Annotated in this window: 12 protein-coding genes and 1 pseudogene; all 13 read right to left on the reverse strand. The window is 62.6% G+C overall.

Annotation, left to right across the window (positions count from 1 at the left end; all coding sequences use genetic code 11):
* Positions 1–4,235, reverse strand: a 4,235-nt coding sequence (gene rpoC / locus ACLL97_RS03200) for a DNA-directed RNA polymerase subunit beta' (RefSeq protein WP_411279035.1), incomplete at its 3' end; no start/stop codon positions are given.
* A 2-nt stretch (positions 4,236–4,237) separates the two neighbouring features.
* On the reverse strand, positions 4,238–8,392 hold the full coding sequence (gene rpoB, locus ACLL97_RS03205; protein WP_411279036.1) for a DNA-directed RNA polymerase subunit beta: 4,155 nt from the start codon (positions 8,390–8,392) through the stop codon (positions 4,238–4,240).
* Between the two features lie 25 nt (positions 8,393–8,417).
* Positions 8,418–8,795: pseudogene (locus ACLL97_RS03210) on the reverse strand (hypothetical protein); the annotation flags it as partial.
* Positions 8,796–8,960: 165 nt separating this feature from the next.
* Positions 8,961–9,344, reverse strand: a complete 384-nt coding sequence (rplL, locus tag ACLL97_RS03215) for a 50S ribosomal protein L7/L12 (protein WP_411279037.1) — start codon at positions 9,342–9,344, stop codon at positions 8,961–8,963.
* 66 nt (positions 9,345–9,410) lie between these two features.
* Positions 9,411–9,914 (reverse strand): 50S ribosomal protein L10, encoded by a 504-nt coding sequence (rplJ, locus tag ACLL97_RS03220; protein ID WP_411279038.1) that lies wholly within the window; start codon positions 9,912–9,914, stop codon positions 9,411–9,413.
* A 15-nt stretch (positions 9,915–9,929) separates the two neighbouring features.
* The gene (rplA, locus tag ACLL97_RS03225; RefSeq protein ID WP_411279039.1) at positions 9,930–10,619 is read right to left on the reverse strand and encodes a 50S ribosomal protein L1; all 690 of its coding nucleotides are present in this window, start codon (positions 10,617–10,619) and stop codon (positions 9,930–9,932) included.
* Between the two features lie 5 nt (positions 10,620–10,624).
* Positions 10,625–11,047: a 50S ribosomal protein L11 gene (gene rplK, locus ACLL97_RS03230; RefSeq protein WP_171225357.1), complete on the reverse strand. Its 423-nt coding sequence runs from the start codon at positions 11,045–11,047 to the stop codon at positions 10,625–10,627.
* Between the two features lie 100 nt (positions 11,048–11,147).
* The gene (gene nusG, locus ACLL97_RS03235) at positions 11,148–11,705 is read right to left on the reverse strand and encodes a transcription termination/antitermination protein NusG (RefSeq protein WP_411279040.1); all 558 of its coding nucleotides are present in this window, start codon (positions 11,703–11,705) and stop codon (positions 11,148–11,150) included.
* Between the two features lie 8 nt (positions 11,706–11,713).
* The gene (secE, locus tag ACLL97_RS03240) at positions 11,714–12,007 is read right to left on the reverse strand and encodes a preprotein translocase subunit SecE (protein ID WP_411279041.1); all 294 of its coding nucleotides are present in this window, start codon (positions 12,005–12,007) and stop codon (positions 11,714–11,716) included.
* Complete coding sequence (gene rpmG / locus ACLL97_RS03245; RefSeq protein ID WP_411279042.1) at positions 11,950–12,102, reverse strand: 50S ribosomal protein L33; 153 nt, start codon at positions 12,100–12,102, stop codon at positions 11,950–11,952. The genes secE and rpmG overlap by 58 nt, the downstream gene beginning before the upstream one ends.
* A gap of 249 nt (positions 12,103–12,351) precedes the next feature.
* Positions 12,352–13,656: an amidohydrolase family protein gene (locus ACLL97_RS03250; protein WP_411279043.1), complete on the reverse strand. Its 1,305-nt coding sequence runs from the start codon at positions 13,654–13,656 to the stop codon at positions 12,352–12,354.
* Positions 13,656–14,027 (reverse strand): metal-sensitive transcriptional regulator, encoded by a 372-nt coding sequence (locus tag ACLL97_RS03255; protein WP_411279044.1) that lies wholly within the window; start codon positions 14,025–14,027, stop codon positions 13,656–13,658. The genes ACLL97_RS03250 and ACLL97_RS03255 overlap by 1 nt, the downstream gene beginning before the upstream one ends.
* A gap of 95 nt (positions 14,028–14,122) precedes the next feature.
* On the reverse strand, positions 14,123–14,494 hold the full coding sequence (locus tag ACLL97_RS03260; protein ID WP_411279045.1) for a response regulator: 372 nt from the start codon (positions 14,492–14,494) through the stop codon (positions 14,123–14,125).
* Between the last annotated feature and the right edge of the window lie 312 nt (positions 14,495–14,806).

A 14,806-nucleotide genomic window follows, 5' to 3' on the forward strand; every position in this document is an offset into this window, starting at 1 on the left:
GGCAGCGCATCCGACTCGACGTCCACTTCCTGATACCGGTACATACCCGTACCGGCCGGGATGAGGTGGCCGATGATGATGTTCTCCTTCAGTCCAAGGAGATTGTCACGCGAACCGCGAATGGCCGCATCCGTGAGTACGCGCGTGGTTTCCTGGAAGGAAGCCGCCGACACGAACGACTGCGTGGTCAATGAGGCCTTCGTAATACCGAGCAGCAACGGCTCTGACGTCGCCGGACGAATCTTCTTCTTCTTGGCTTCGTCGTTCGTGTCGCGAAACTCGGCGCGATCGACATGCTCACCCTCGAGCATCTCCGTATCGCCGCTGTCTACGATGCGCACCTTCTGCAACATCTGCTTCACGATCACGCCAATGTGCTTGTCGTTGATCTTCACGCCCTGCAGGCGATAGACCTCCTGCACTTCGTTCAGCAGATACTCCTGCACCGCGCGCGGTCCCTTGATGCGCAGAATGTCGTGCGGATTGACCGGCCCTTCCGAGATACGGTCACCGGCGCGCACGCGGTCGCCCTCGTGCACGCGCAAGTGCTTGCCCGACGGCACTTCGTACACCTGTTCCGCCTGCGCTTCATCGACGATCCACTGACCGCTCTCGATGCTGGCGGGACGGACGAACACCTCGCGCTTTCCACGCTTGATCTCGCCGAAGCGGACGAAGCCGTCGATCTCGGAGATCGTGGCCGGATCCTTCGGACGACGCGCTTCGAACAGTTCGGCGACTCGCGGCAGACCGCCCGTGATGTCGCGCGTCTTGTACGCCTCGCGGCTGACCTTGGCGATCGTGAGACCGGCCGTGATTTCCTGTCCATCCTCGATCGTGATGATGGCGCCCACGGGCAGGATGAAGTCACGCACGCGCTTCTCCTTGCCACCCTTGGACTGCCAGATCTCGATGTGCGGGTGGAGCTTCTTCTCGCGGTCTTCGATCACGACGCGCTGACGCAAACCGGTCAGTTCATCGAGTTCTTCCGACAACGACTCGTCTTCGACGAGGTCCACGAAACGAATCGTGCCCTCGACGTCGGCGATGATGGGGTTGGTGTACGGGTCCCACGAGAACAGACGGGCGTCACGACGATCTTCGTCGCGCACCAGCTTGCCGCCGTCGGGCACGAGCATCGTCGCACCGAGCGGCACCTGAACGCGTGCGAGCACGTGTCCATCCTTCGCCGACTTGATGTTCACGTCGCCTTCGTACGACGTGACGATGCTGTCACCGTCCTTGTTGATGACGAACACGAGGCGATCGCCATACTCGACGATGTCGCCGTCGTACTTCACGCGCTTGATCGTCTGTTCGGCGATTCGCGAGGCCGTACCACCGACATGGAAGGTACGGAGCGTGAGCTGCGTACCCGGCTCGCCGATGGACTGCGCCGCAATGATGCCGACTGCTTCGCCCAGATCCACCATCTGCATGGTGGCCAAGTTTCGGCCGTAGCACATGCGGCACAGGCCGCGCTTCGCTTCACAGGTGAGCACGGAACGGATCTTCACCGTCTCGATGCCCGAATCTTCGATGAGCTGCGCCGTCTCTTCCGAGATCAGCGTGCCCGCCTCGGCCAGCATGCGCGGACGTCCCGCCTCGTCGCGTTCCATGGGGTCGAGGATATCCTCGGCCGCCACGTTACCGACCAGACGCTCGGCCAGCGGCTCGATCACGTCTTCGCCTTCCTTCAGCGCCGCCGTGTCGAGGCCGAGGATCGTCCCGCAATCCTCTTCCTGGATCGTCATGTCCTGCGCCACGTCGACCAGTCGACGCGTGAGATAGCCGGCGTCGGCCGTCTTGAGTGCCGTGTCGGCCAGACCCTTGCGGGCTCCGTGCGTCGACGAGAAGTACTCGAGCACCGACAACCCTTCACGGAAGTTCGACTTGATCGGGTTTTCGATAATTTCGCCGATACCACCCGTAAGCTTCTTCTGCGGCTTGGCCATGAGGCCGCGCATGCCTGCCAGCTGACGGATCTGGTCGCGCGAGCCACGAGAACCGGAGTCGAACATCATGAACACGGGATTGAAACCACCCTGCGATTCGCGCATGGTTTTCACCATGGCGTCGGCAACGTCCGTGTTCGCGTGCGTCCACGTATCGATGACCTTATTGTAGCGCTCACCGTTCGTGATGTTGCCCGTTGCGTAGGCCCGCTGGAAGCGCTCGACACGCTCTGACGCTTCCTTGAGCAGCGTTTCCTTCTCCTTCGGGATATGTAGGTCTTCGATACCGATGGAGACACCGCCACGCGTCGCGTTGCGGAAACCGAACTCCTTCAGGCGATCGAGCAACGCCACCGTTTCCGCGAGTCCTGCATTCCGGTAACTCTGGAACACGAGTTCGCCGAGCGCCTTCTTCTTCATGTCCTTGTTCAGGAACGGCAGCCCCTTCGGCACGATCGAGTTGAACAGCACTCGACCGGTGGTCGTGGCGATCCACGTCACGCCGCCGTCGGTCTTGTCGAGCCACCGGATCGGCGTCTGGTACGTGGCACGATTGTTCGCGATCGCCATTTCCACTTCCCCGATAGTCGTCATCGAGGAAAGCTTGGACACGGCCACCGGGTCCTTCGAGGTCACGTTGTCGAAGCCCGTCGGGGCCTTCGTGGCCACGTAGCAGCCAAGCACGATGTCCTGTGAGGGCTCGGCCACCGGGCGTCCGTCGGACGGCTTCAGAATGTTGTTCGACGACAGCATCAGGACACGCGCTTCGATCTGTGCTTCGAACGACAGCGGCACGTGCACGGCCATCTGGTCACCATCGAAGTCGGCGTTGAACGCCGCGCACACGAGCGGGTGAATACGAATGGCCTTGCCTTCCACCAGCACCGGCTCGAACGCCTGGATACCCAGACGGTGCAGCGTCGGTGCGCGGTTGAGCAGCACCGGGTGATCCTTGATGATGCCTTCGAGCACTTCGAAGACCATCGCGTTCTCGCGCTCCACGATCTTCTTGGCGCGCTTCACGGTCTCGGCTTCACCGCTCTCCACCAGCTTGTGGATGATGAACGGCTTGAAGAGTTCGAGGGCCATGGCCTTCGGCAAGCCGCACTGGTGCAGCTTGAGCTCCGGACCCACGACGATGACCGAACGGCCCGAGTAGTCCACGCGCTTGCCGAGCAGGTTCTGACGGAACCGGCCCTGTTTGCCCTTGAGCATGTCGGACAGCGACTTGAGCGGACGCTTGCCGCGGCCACGAATGGCCTTGGAGCGACGGCCGTTGTCGAACAAGGCGTCGACCGCTTCCTGCAGCATTCGCTTTTCGTTGCGCAGAATGACTTCCGGCGCGCGATGCGAGATGAGCTTCTGGAGACGGTTGTTGCGATTGATGACGCGACGATACAGGTCGTTCAGATCGGACGTCGCAAAGCGCCCGCCGTCGAGGGGCACCAGCGGCCGCAGGTCGGGTGGGATGACCGGAATGACGTCGAGGATCATCCACTCCGGACGGTTGCGGATTTCTCCGCCCTCGCCGCTAGTGCGGAACGCGTCGACGATCTTCAGACGCTTCAGCATCTGCTTTTTGCGATGCTGCGACGTCTCGCCGACAACGGACGCGCGCAGTTCCTCGGCCGTCGAATCGACGTCGAGACGCTTGAGCAATTCACGCACGGCCGGCGCACCGATGTCGCACTGGAAGGCCGCATCGCCTTCCGCCTTCGCCTTCTGGCGCAGCGTCAGGTACTCGTCTTCGTCGAGCAGCTGGCGCTCACGCACTTCCTGCGAGCCCGGATCGATGACGATGTAGTTCGAATAGTAGATCACCTTTTCGAGGTCACGGAGCGTGACGTCGAGCAGGTTGCCCATCGGCGACGGGAGGGTCTTGAAGAACCAAATGTGCGCAACGGGCACTGCTAGTTCGATATGACCCATGCGCTCGCGCCGGACCTTGCTGAGCGTGACCTCCACGCCGCATCGGTCACAGATTACGCCGCGATAGCGGATGCGCTTGTACTTCCCGCAATGGCATTCCCAGTCCTTGACCGGACCGAAGATGCGCTCGCAGAATAACCCGTCCTTCTCGGGCTTGAATGAGCGATAGTTAATGGTTTCGGGCTTGGTGACTTCGCCCCACGACCACCAGGTGCGCAAGCCGGCCATTTCCAGCCGTTCGCGCTCCTTGGGGTCCTTGGGTCCGCGAATCTCCTCGGGTGAGGCGATACGGACCGACATGTAGTCAAACGCGGACGCGCGGGCTTCGCGCGAGCTGCGGAAGTCGATCATGATTATTCCTCCCCGCCGTTACCGTTGCCGCCGGCGTCGATCCGATCGGCACCCGTACCATCGCTGGCACCGAGCGTGACCTTGATACCCAACGCCTGCAGTTCCTTCACCAGCACGTTGAACGATTCCGGGATACCCGGCTCCGGCAGGTTTTGACCCTTCACGATCGCCTCGTAGACACGGCTACGGCCGTTCACGTCGTCGGACTTGACCGTCAGGATTTCCTGCAGCGTGTGCGCCGCCCCATATGCTTCGAGCGCCCACACTTCCATTTCTCCGAAGCGCTGTCCACCGAACTGCGCCTTACCCGCCAGCGGTTGCTGCGTAACGAGCGAGTACGGTCCGATCGAACGCGCATGAATCTTGTCGTCGACCAAGTGGCTGAGCTTGAGCACGTAGATCTCGCCGACCGTGACCGGCGCGTTGAACGTTTCGCCGGTCCGACCATCGCGCAGGCGCACCTTGCCGGTAGGCGTGAGGCCCGCCAGACGGATGAGCTCCGAGCCCGCGGCGTCGACATTGACATCCTTGCCGGCAAGCACGGCGGCAAGCGCCGGTTGACCGATACGCAGTAGGGTGTCCACCGGGCTCATGGCCGCTTCGGCCTCGAGCGCCGCGACGCCTGCCTTGAAATCGGCATCTGTCTCGTCGTCGGCCGACTGGTGGAGCGCCAGCGACGCGCGCACGCCTTCGAGCTCACGTGCGGCCACGGTACGGGCACCCTGCGTGACGAACTCCTTCACGCGACTGAACAGCGACTTCGTTTCGGCCGACATGGCCTTCGTGGCGAGGTCGTTCAGGTTCGCATCGCCCAGCAGCTCGACCTTATCCGGCAGACGACGATCCGGCTTGATGTCGGAGAGCAAGTGACGCACATCCTGTGGCGTCGCGTCGAATGACGACGCGCCAAGTTCGAGCGTTTCGCGGGCCCAGCGGAGGCCGGCGAGCTTCATGAGCAGGCCGATTTCGCGCTCGTTCGCGCCTTCGAATACCGGCGTCTTGGCGTAGAAGTTGAGCAGTTTCGCCGCCCACCCGAGGTGGGTTTCGAGAATCTGTCCGACGTTCATGCGCGACGGCACGCCGAGCGGGTTGAGCACGATGTCCACCGGACGACCATTCGGCATGAACGGCATGTCTTCTTCGGGGACGATACGGGCCACGATACCCTTGTTCCCATGACGTCCGGCCATTTTGTCGCCGACCGAGATTTTCCGCTTCTCGGCCAGATACACCTTGACCAGCTGGATCACGCCAGGCGGAAGCTCATCGGGTTGCAGAATGCGGTCGATGCGCTCTTCGGCCCGTTCTTCGATACGGGCCTTTTCTTCGTTCGCGGCATCGATGATCTCGCGCACGCGATCGTTGGCCTTCTTGCTTTCGACGCGGAACGTCTTGAGGTCCAGCGTCGCGAAACGCAGGCCGCTCAGCGTGTCCGTCGCGAGGGTGGTGCCGGCGGCGATCGCCTCTTCCACCGTGCCGGCCTTGAGGGCCAGCGAGATGGTCTCGCCTTCGAGCAGCGCGGCCAGTTCCATGTCGCGGACTTCGTTGACGCGGATCTTCTCCTCGCCCTCGAGTCGACGCACTTCACCGATGCGCTCACCACGATCCTTTTCAACGACCTGGTCTTCGACGCGAGAGAAGATCTTCACGTCGATGACCACGCCTTCCATACCGGGCGGCACCTTGAGCGAGCTGTCCTTCACGTCCTTGGCCTTTTCGCCAAAGATCGCAGTCAGGAGCTTCTCTTCGGGCGAGAGCTCGGTTTCACCCTTCGGCGTGATCTTACCGACGAGGATGTCACCCGGCTTCACCTGAGCGCCGATGCGCACGATGCCGCGTTCGTCGAGGTCCACCAGCGACTCTTCGGCGACGTTCGGAATTTCGCGCGTGATTTCTTCCTGACCACGCTTCGTGTCGCGGACGTGCAGTTCGAGTTCCTGGATGTGAATCGACGAGAAGACGTCGAACTTCACCAGGCGCTCGGAGAGCACGATCGCGTCTTCGAAGTTGTGACCGTACCACGGCATGAACGCCACCGTGACATTCGCGCCAAGCGCAAGCTGCCCCATTTCCGTGGCGGCACCGTCGGCCAGCACCTCACCCTTCGACACCGTCTGCCCCATGCGCACGAGCGGGCGCTGGTTGATGGCGGTGTCTTGGTTGGTGCGCCAGTACTTTTTAAGTCGGTAGCGGTCGAGATGTCCCAAGCGTGCCAGCGGACGATCGGAATCGATCGCGCCTATGACCCCAGCGTCGACGATGATTTCGTCGGCGGTAACGCTGGTCACGATGCCCGGCCGGCGCGCAATGATGACCGCGCCCGAGTCGACGGCGACCGTCGCTTCGAGTCCGGTACCAACGAACGGCGTGCGCGGATTCAAAAGCGGAACGGCCTGGCGCTGCATGTTCGAGCCCATCAGCGCGCGGTTGGCGTCGTCGTGCTCGAGGAACGGGATGAGCGCGGCGGCGATCGACACGAGCTGTTCGGGCGCGACGTCCATGTAGTCGATATCGGCCGGCGGTGTCAGCGGGAGGTCACCGCGTTTACGCGACAGCACGAGATCATCGACGAACGTGCCGTCGGGATTGAGCTTGGAATTGGCCTGCGCGATGATCGCGTCCTCTTCGCGGTTCGCGTCGAGCCATACGATCTCCCCGGTCACGCGGCTGTCCTTCACGATGCGGTACGGCGTCTCGATGAAACCGAGATCGTTGACGCGGGCGTAGCAGGCAAGCGACGTGATCAGGCCGATGTTCGGGCCTTCCGGCGTTTCGATGGGGCACATGCGACCGTACTGCGAGTAGTGCACGTCTCGCACTTCGAAGCCGGCGCGCTCGCGGGTGAGGCCACCCGGTCCGAGGGCCGAGAGGCGACGCTTGTGCGTCAGCTCGGCGAGCGGATTGGTCTGGTCCATGAACTGCGACAGCTGCGACGAACCGAAGAACGCCTGAATCACGGCGGATACGGTACGCGCATTCACGAGATCGTCGAGCGAGATTTTCTCGGGATCGGTGTTGATCGACATGCGCTCCTTGACCAGTCGCGCCATGCGCGAGAGACCAACGGAGAACTGGTTGGCGATCAGCTCACCCACCGAGCGGATACGGCGGTTACCCAGCTGATCGATATCGTCCACGTCGCCGCGGCCTTCGTGAAGTTCCACGAGTTGGCGCATGATCTCGACGAAGTCTTCCTTCGTGAGGACGGTGGTCGACATCGGCGTGTTGAGACGCAGACGCTGGTTGATTTTGTAGCGGCCGACACGACCGAGGTCGTAGCGCTTGGGCGAGAAGAACAGACGCTCGAGCGCCTGCTTGGCCGTCTCGCGGTTGGGCGCGTCGCCTGGACGGAGGAGCGCGTAAATCTGCTTCAGCGCTTCCTCCTCATGCTTCGTCGGGTCCTTGGCCAGGGTGTTCTTGATCAGCGTCGACTCGGCGCGGCCGGAGGCGACGAAGACCTGCACCTTCGTGAGGTCGGCCTTTCGGATACGCTTGATCACGGCATCGACGAGCACCGCACCCTTTTCGGCCACGACTTCACCGGTGTCGGCATCGACGACGTCGCGTGCCAGCGTTCGGCGCACTTCACGCTCGCCGCGGTCGATCGCGTCCTGTTCGTCGCGCAGATCGATCTGCGTGTACGAGGCGAAGACCTTCACCGTGTCGAGCCCCTGCCGCACGAGGCGGTTGAGCACCTCTTCGGTGAGTTCGTCCCCCTCGCGGACCAAGAGCTCGGCCTCAGCGCGTTCGCGCTCGGCCTTCGCCTTCTTGGTTTTCGCCTTCGGCGCGTCATCGGGCGTGACTTCGCCCGAGAGGGTGATGTCCTCGGCGATGATCGCGCCGAGGATCTCACGCAACTCGATGCGCGTCTCGCGCTTCATGACGAGGTCGAGTTCGCGCTCGGCAAAGAACAGGCGTAGGATATCGCGATTTTCGCCATATCCGAACGCGCGCAGGAGCGCCGTGGCGGGGAACTTCTTTTTCTTGTCGATGTGAACGTAGATCACATCGTGGATGTCCACGGTGAACTCGACCCACGATCCCCGGAAAGGGATGATGCGCGACGAGAGCAGCCGCTGCCCATTGGGGTGCGTGCTCTCTTCGAACACGACGCCGGGGGAGCGATGACTGTGAGACAATGACGCGCTCGGCGCCATTGATCACGAAGGTGCCCAGCTCGGTCAGGAGCGGGAGCTCGCCGAGATAGACTTCCTTCTCGATGATATTGCGGGGGCGTTTGCCGTCCCCGGTATCCTCGAAGATGACCAGCTGCAACGTGGCCTTGAGAGGCGCCGAGTAGGTCATGTCGCGCTCGATACACTCGGCGACAGAGTACTTGGGCTCACCGAGGCTGTACCGAACGAACTCCAGCGAGAAATTCTCGTGGACGTCCGAGATCGGGAACAGGTCCTTGAAAACGCGCTCGAGGCCAACATCCTCGCGCTCTTGCGAGGCAGCATCCAGTTGGAGCAGCGACTCAAAGGCGCGCGTCTGGATGTCGAGCAGATGGGGCATATCCATGCCCGTCTCGAGCTTCGCGAACGAGATCTGGTTCATCATATCCTTAGGGGCTCACCCGCTTGCGGGGCGCACCGAATCCGGCGATACCGGGGGCGCAAAGCGCTCCGTCCCCGACGGGGCCAGTCACTTTTCGGTGACCAGCCCCCCCGGGGAGGAGCGTTACAACGACGGAACTGCAGTTAAAACGACGATCGGTCGGCAGCCTTACTTGACTTCGACGGTCGCGCCCTCGGCCTCAAGCTTGGCCTTGATCGCGGCAGCTTCGTCCTTCGTCACGTTTTCCTTCACGGCCTTCGGGGCGCCGTCCACCAAGTCCTTGGCTTCCTTCAGGCCCAGGCCGGTCAGCTCGCGCACGACCTTAATGACCTGAATCTTCTTGCCGCCAACTTCCTTGAGGATGACCGCGAACTCCGTCTGCTCTTCTACCGCTGCCGCCGGAGCCGCAGCGCCGCCGCCGCCCGCCCCAACCGCGGCGATCGTGACGTTGAACTTCGTCTTGAACTCTTCGATGAGCTCGGACAGATCGATGACGCTCATCGCGCCGATCGCGTCGAGGATCTCGTCCTTGCTCAGGGTCGTGTTAGCCATGGTCGTACTCTCCGTAAATCTCCCCCAGGGAGCCTGGGGCGTGTGATCAGGCGAACGCCTGGGGACTTAGTTGGAGCCTTCGAGCTGCGTCTTGCGGGCGTCGAGGGCGAGGGCAAACATCATCGGGATGCTGTTGAGGTAGCCAGCGAAGATCGACAGAGCTTCGTCGCGCGTCGGGAGCGAGGCCAATTTCTTGACCAGCGCCTCGTCTACGGCGTTGCCCTCATAGATCCCGCCCTTCACGGACGGCCGCTGATCGTTCTCCTTCGCAAAATCGGAGAGAACCTTGGCCGCAGTGATGCCATCCTTGGCCACCACCACCCCCGTCGGGCCCTTCAGTCGCTGGGACACCAGCCCGCTCTCGTTGACGGCACGGAGCGCCAGCGTGTTCTTGATCACGACGTACTCGACCCCGGCCTTCTTCAGGCGGCGACGAAGATCCGTCATGCGCTTCACGTTCAAACCGGTGAAGTCGGTGTAAAACAGCGCCTGCGCCGATCCGAGCTTCGCGCTCAGACTGTCAACAAGGAGCTGCTTATCGCTCTTCTTGGCCTTGGCCTTTGCTTTCATGGTTGCGTCTCCCTCTTACCGGTACGGCGTGGTGTCGATGGTGACGCCAGGTCCCATGGAGCTCGAGATCGCGACGTTCCGAATGTACACGCCCTTCGCCGCGGACGGCTTCGAGCGAACGATGGTATCCATCAGCGCAGCGAAATTGGTCGCGAGCTGTTCAGGCCCGAAGGAGACCTTACCGATCGGGGCATGCACATTGCCGCCCTTATCGACGCGGAACTCGATCTTTCCGCCCTTCGATTCCTTGACCGCCTTCGCCACGTCAAACGTGACCGTACCAGCCTTCGGATTCGGCATGAGGCCGCGAGGACCGAGGACGCGGCCGAGCTGGCCGAGCTGCCCCATCTGGTCCGGCGTGGCTATCAGCACGTCGAAATCCAACCAGCCTTCTTTGATCTTGGCGAGGTACTCGGTACCGACATAGTCGGCGCCCGCGTCTAGCGCTTCCTGCACCTTGGCGCCGGCGGCGATAACGAGCACACGCATCGTCTTGCCCGTTCCTTCGGGCAGTACGACGGTGCCACGCACCACCTGATCGGCGTGGCGAGGATCGACGCCGAGACGGATGGCGACTTCGACCGTTTCGTCGAACTTCGCAAAGCTCATCTGCTTCACGAGGTCGATCGCCTTGCTGGCCTCATAGGGCTTCCCGAGTTCGCGGCGCTCACTCGCGCTGCGGTACTTCTTCCCGTTTTGTGCCATGAGACTCAATCCTTGACCACAATGCCCATGGAGCGCGCGGCACCCGCCATCATGGCGATCGCGCTCTCCATCGAATCGCAGTTCAGATCCGGCATTTTCACGGTGGCCAGCTTTTCAAGCTGCGCCTTCGTGATCGTACCGACCTTCACCTTATTCGGCTGACCCGAGCCCTTCGCGACGCCGAGCTCCTTCTTGATGAGTTCCGCCGCCGGCGGAGTCTTCAAAATGAAGGTGAACGACTTGTCGCCGTAGATCGTCACCTCGACCGGGATGATCATATCACCGCCCTGCGTCCGAGCATTAAACTCTTTGCAGAAGCCCATGATATTGATACCCTGCGGACCGAGGGCCGTACCTACTGGGGGCGCCGGGTTCGCCTTGCCTGCAGGAATCTGCAGCTTGACGAATCCAGTGACCTTCTTGGCCATGCGTCTTCCTCATCGCAAGTTCCGCGGCCGGACCATCCGGCGCTGCGGTCGTGCTGCCACCTTGTTTTACGTCGAGTGGTCGCGACGTCCGGCGAAGAACTCAGTACCCGCGTAACTGCAGGTAATCGAGCTCCACACTGGTGGGTCGGCCGAACAGGCTGACCGACACCCTGACCTTGCCCTTGTCGGACAAAATCTCTTCGACGGTGCCGTTGAAGTCGGCGAACGGACCTTCCGTGATCGCCACTGCCTGACCGATTAGGAACGGAATCTCCTCTCGGGTGGGCGCTTCCTCGGTCGAATCCGACTGCCCCAGCAACCGACGCACTTCGTCGTCGCGCAGCGGCGTCGGCTCCTTTTCCTTTCCGACAAACTTGATCACGCCTTGAATGGCGCTGACCTCGTGCAAGGTGTCTTGGCTGGCGACCATCTCAACGAGCACGTAGCCCGGAAAAATCTTTCGCTCGACCGTCACCTTCTTACCGTTCTTGATCTCCACCACTTCCTGAACCGGCACGAGTGCCTGACGAATCAAACGATCTTCAGGCGACGCCGAATCCATGTCGATTTTCCGCTGGATCAGGCGCTGCACCTTGTTCTCGTGTCCAGATGTGGTCTGGATCGTGTACCACCGGTGCTCGAGCATGGACAAGGACATATGCGGGGTCAGCGGCCGAGCAACATTGCGGGCAGGCGCACGAGCAGCGCCTGCAACGCAACATCGACCAGGGCGATCACCGCACCAAGAAGCAGCACGAAGATGATGATCTGGATCGTCGCTTGCTGAAGCTGCGCGCGATCGGGCCAGGTCACCTTCTTCATCTCGGCAATCACGTCATGATAAAACGTGATCGTCCGAGTGCCGAGTCCCGGACGGGAAACCTCGACGGGAGCCGTCATCTCTACTTCGTTTCCTTGTGCGTCTTGTGGCAATTGCAGCGCGGGCAATACTTCTGCCACTCCACCCGCTCGGGGTGAAGACGCTTGTTCTTCGTGGTGAAGTAGTTGCGGTTTTTACACTCGGTGCAACCGAGAATGATCTTTTCGCGCGCCATGTTCCGGCTCCGTGCTACAGCACACAGACGTCTTCTGCATCGGGTGCGCCGCCTGCATTCGCTGGGCGCGCTTAGCCATTTTCAGGTTCCCCGATGGATCTCCCCCCAAATGGGGCGAGCCTTGCAACGTAGTGCGGGCCGGACGCGCTCGCAAGTCGCGTGCTGGAAGCAGGTTGCAGCGACCCTTCGAATTGCAACCCGAATAAACCACGAAAACACCACGAAAACACCACGAAACTGTTCGCTCGGTCAGCGCTTGTCCACCACGACCGCGCCGCCCTTCATGACCCAGCGCACACGCTCGAGGATGACCGCGATGTCCGCCAGCGGGTCGCCCTCGACGGCAACGATGTCGGCATAGTAGCCCGCGGCAATGCGCCCGAGCTTGGTAGGCTGACCGAGCAGGAGCGCGCCGTTCGTGGTGGCCGTGGCCAGCGCCTGCGCCGGCGTCATCCCGGCGTTCACAAACCAGCCCAGCTCTCGCGTGTTCTCGCCGAACATCCAGTACACCGCGTCGGAGCCCATGGCGAAGCGTACACCGGCGGCGTGCGCGCGGCGCGCCGTGTCGAGATTGAGCAGCCGAAAGGAATCCAGACCGGCGACCTGGTCGCGCGAGTAGCCAAGAAGCGCGGCATTCTCGGCGTAGAAGCGATTGTGATCGATGGTGGGCACGTACATGGTGCCTCGCTTCGCCCACACGGCCAGCGTGGCGTCGTCGAACCCGGCCGGATGCTCGACGGATTCGGCACCAGCGTGCAGCGCTGCGCGTCCACCGGAATCACCGTACGAGTGAATCGCAATCGGCCGCTTCAAGCGATGGGCCGTCTCAACCGCCACACGCATCTCCACGTCGGTGAACGTCTGCACACCGGTGACATTCGCGTACGTACCGGTGGAGCCGTACATCTTGATCCAGTCGGCACCGGCATCGACCTGCGCTCGGATCGCTTCCTTGATCTCCATGGTGTCGCGCACACGACCGCGCGCCGCGAGTGAGGGCTGACCGGCCACCGCGGGCGTCGTGAGCTTCGAGAGGCCGTAGCCGGCGACGAACATCCGCGGCCCGATCATCGCCCCACTGTTCACCGCGTCGCGGAGGCCGATGTCGGCGTAATTACTGGCCCCGAGGTCACGCACCGTGGTCACGCCCGTTTCGAGCGTACGCCGCAAGTTCGTGGCGGCGGCCGCGATGACCGAATCGCGCGAGCGCGGACCGCTCGCGAGCGGAGTGGCTTTGTCGCGCACGAACGTCATGTGCGTATGCACGTCGATGAGACCGGGGATTGCCGTGTAGCGCCGCAGATCGACGACGGTTGCGCCTTTCGGAATCATGGCCGTGCCGGTCCCAACCCGCAGCACCGTATCGGCTTGCACGAGAATCGTGACGTTCTTTGTGGTGCGCCCCGATGGATCGGCCATCGCCCCGAAGCGCAGCGCGGTGACCGGAGGGGTTGCCGCCGCGGACACGACCTGTGCACGACCTTGCCTCGGCATCGCGAGCAGCGACGCGAGAACTAACGCCCCGGCGAGTCGCGGGAGGGTGGGCGTGGTCATCACCGGCTGTGCTTGTACATCATGTCGACCAGCTCATCGTACATCGCGTCACGCTCGACGCCGCCGGCGGCGATGGCGGCGGCGGCGCAATGCTTGAGGTGATTGCGCATGAGCTCCCGTCCGACGGCACGAAGCGCTTCGTGGGCCGAGGAGATCTGCGTCAAGATGTCGGCACAGTAGCGGTCCTCCTCGACCATCTTGTGCAATCCGCGAATTTGCCCTTCGATGCGGCGGAGTCGCGTGAGATTGCGCGCCTTGGTGTCGGGATCGACCGCCACGGCCTTCCTGTCACCATCGCCGTGCACGGCGCACCCGCAGCCCACAGCCGACGCGTCGGGATGCGCACTAGCAGACACGTGTGCGGAGGGCACGACCTCCTCAGTTGCAGCCGAATCGTGTGTCATGATCCATATCTGCATACCCCGTTCCCCTATTGTCAAGCACACGCGGTGCAGCCCCGCGATGGCTAGCGTCTGGCTCTGACCAGCTGATCTACCGCCTCGCAGATCTGGACCATGGTGAAGGGCTTCGCCAGATACGCCCAGGTGCCGGATGCAACGTTGTCGATCACCGAGGGGTCGTCTATGTAGCCGGAGATCAGCAGGACACGCGCGTCGGGAAATATGCCGGCGACGGCGCGGGCGACGGCTCCTCCCATCACGCCTGGCATGACGACGTCGGTGACGAGGACGTCGAGATGACTCAGGTCTTGCGCCGCCGCCAGGGCCTCGCGGCCGCTGGATACGGCAACCACCTGATGGCCAGCAGCGGTCAGCGCGCGGCGCGTGAACGCGCGGACGCCGTCGTCGTCATCGACCAGGAGAATCTGCTGAGGCACGGGGATACCGGTGACAATCGGAGCGAAAGGATCTGGCAACCGTATGTGGGGCAAGGTGCGTGCCCGTGCCCGCAACTCTGCCCACCGGCGCCTTGACCGTGCGCACGATCGCGCTCTGCGCCGGCCCGGGGTTGGTCCAATCGGCGAGGAACGCCTCACCGCACGGCGGTCAGTGACGGCGTCGTCCGCGGTGGCCGCCGGTGTCTGGTGGCCTGTTCGTACGCGTACGCGAAGCCGAAGAGTCGCGGCTCGCTCCAGGGACGACCGAGGAACTCGAGGCCCGCCGGAAGTGCGTCGCTGGTGAAGCCCATC

This window comes from Gemmatimonas sp., assembly GCF_046594945.1.
Lineage (GTDB): Bacteria > Gemmatimonadota > Gemmatimonadetes > Gemmatimonadales > Gemmatimonadaceae > Gemmatimonas.

Bases quoted from the DNA above. Each gene is read 5' to 3' on its own strand.
- rpmG (WP_411279042.1), bottom strand. From the start codon at position 12,102: ATGGCGCGCGAAAAGATCATTCTCGGTTGCACCGAGTGTAAAAACCGC.
- ACLL97_RS03250 (WP_411279043.1), bottom strand. From the start codon at position 13,656: ATGACCACGCCCACCCTCCCGCGACTCGCCGGGGCGTTAGTTCTCGCG.
- rplL (WP_411279037.1), bottom strand. From the start codon at position 9,344: ATGGCTAACACGACCCTGAGCAAGGACGAGATCCTCGACGCGATCGGC.
- rplK (WP_171225357.1), bottom strand. From the start codon at position 11,047: ATGGCCAAGAAGGTCACTGGATTCGTCAAGCTGCAGATTCCTGCAGGC.
- rplJ (WP_411279038.1), bottom strand. From the start codon at position 9,914: ATGAAAGCAAAGGCCAAGGCCAAGAAGAGCGATAAGCAGCTCCTTGTT.
- nusG (WP_411279040.1), bottom strand. From the start codon at position 11,705: ATGTCCTTGTCCATGCTCGAGCACCGGTGGTACACGATCCAGACCACA.
- rplA (WP_411279039.1), bottom strand. From the start codon at position 10,619: ATGGCACAAAACGGGAAGAAGTACCGCAGCGCGAGTGAGCGCCGCGAA.
- rpoB (WP_411279036.1), bottom strand. From the start codon at position 8,392: ATGGCGCCGAGCGCGTCATTGTCTCACAGTCATCGCTCCCCCGGCGTC.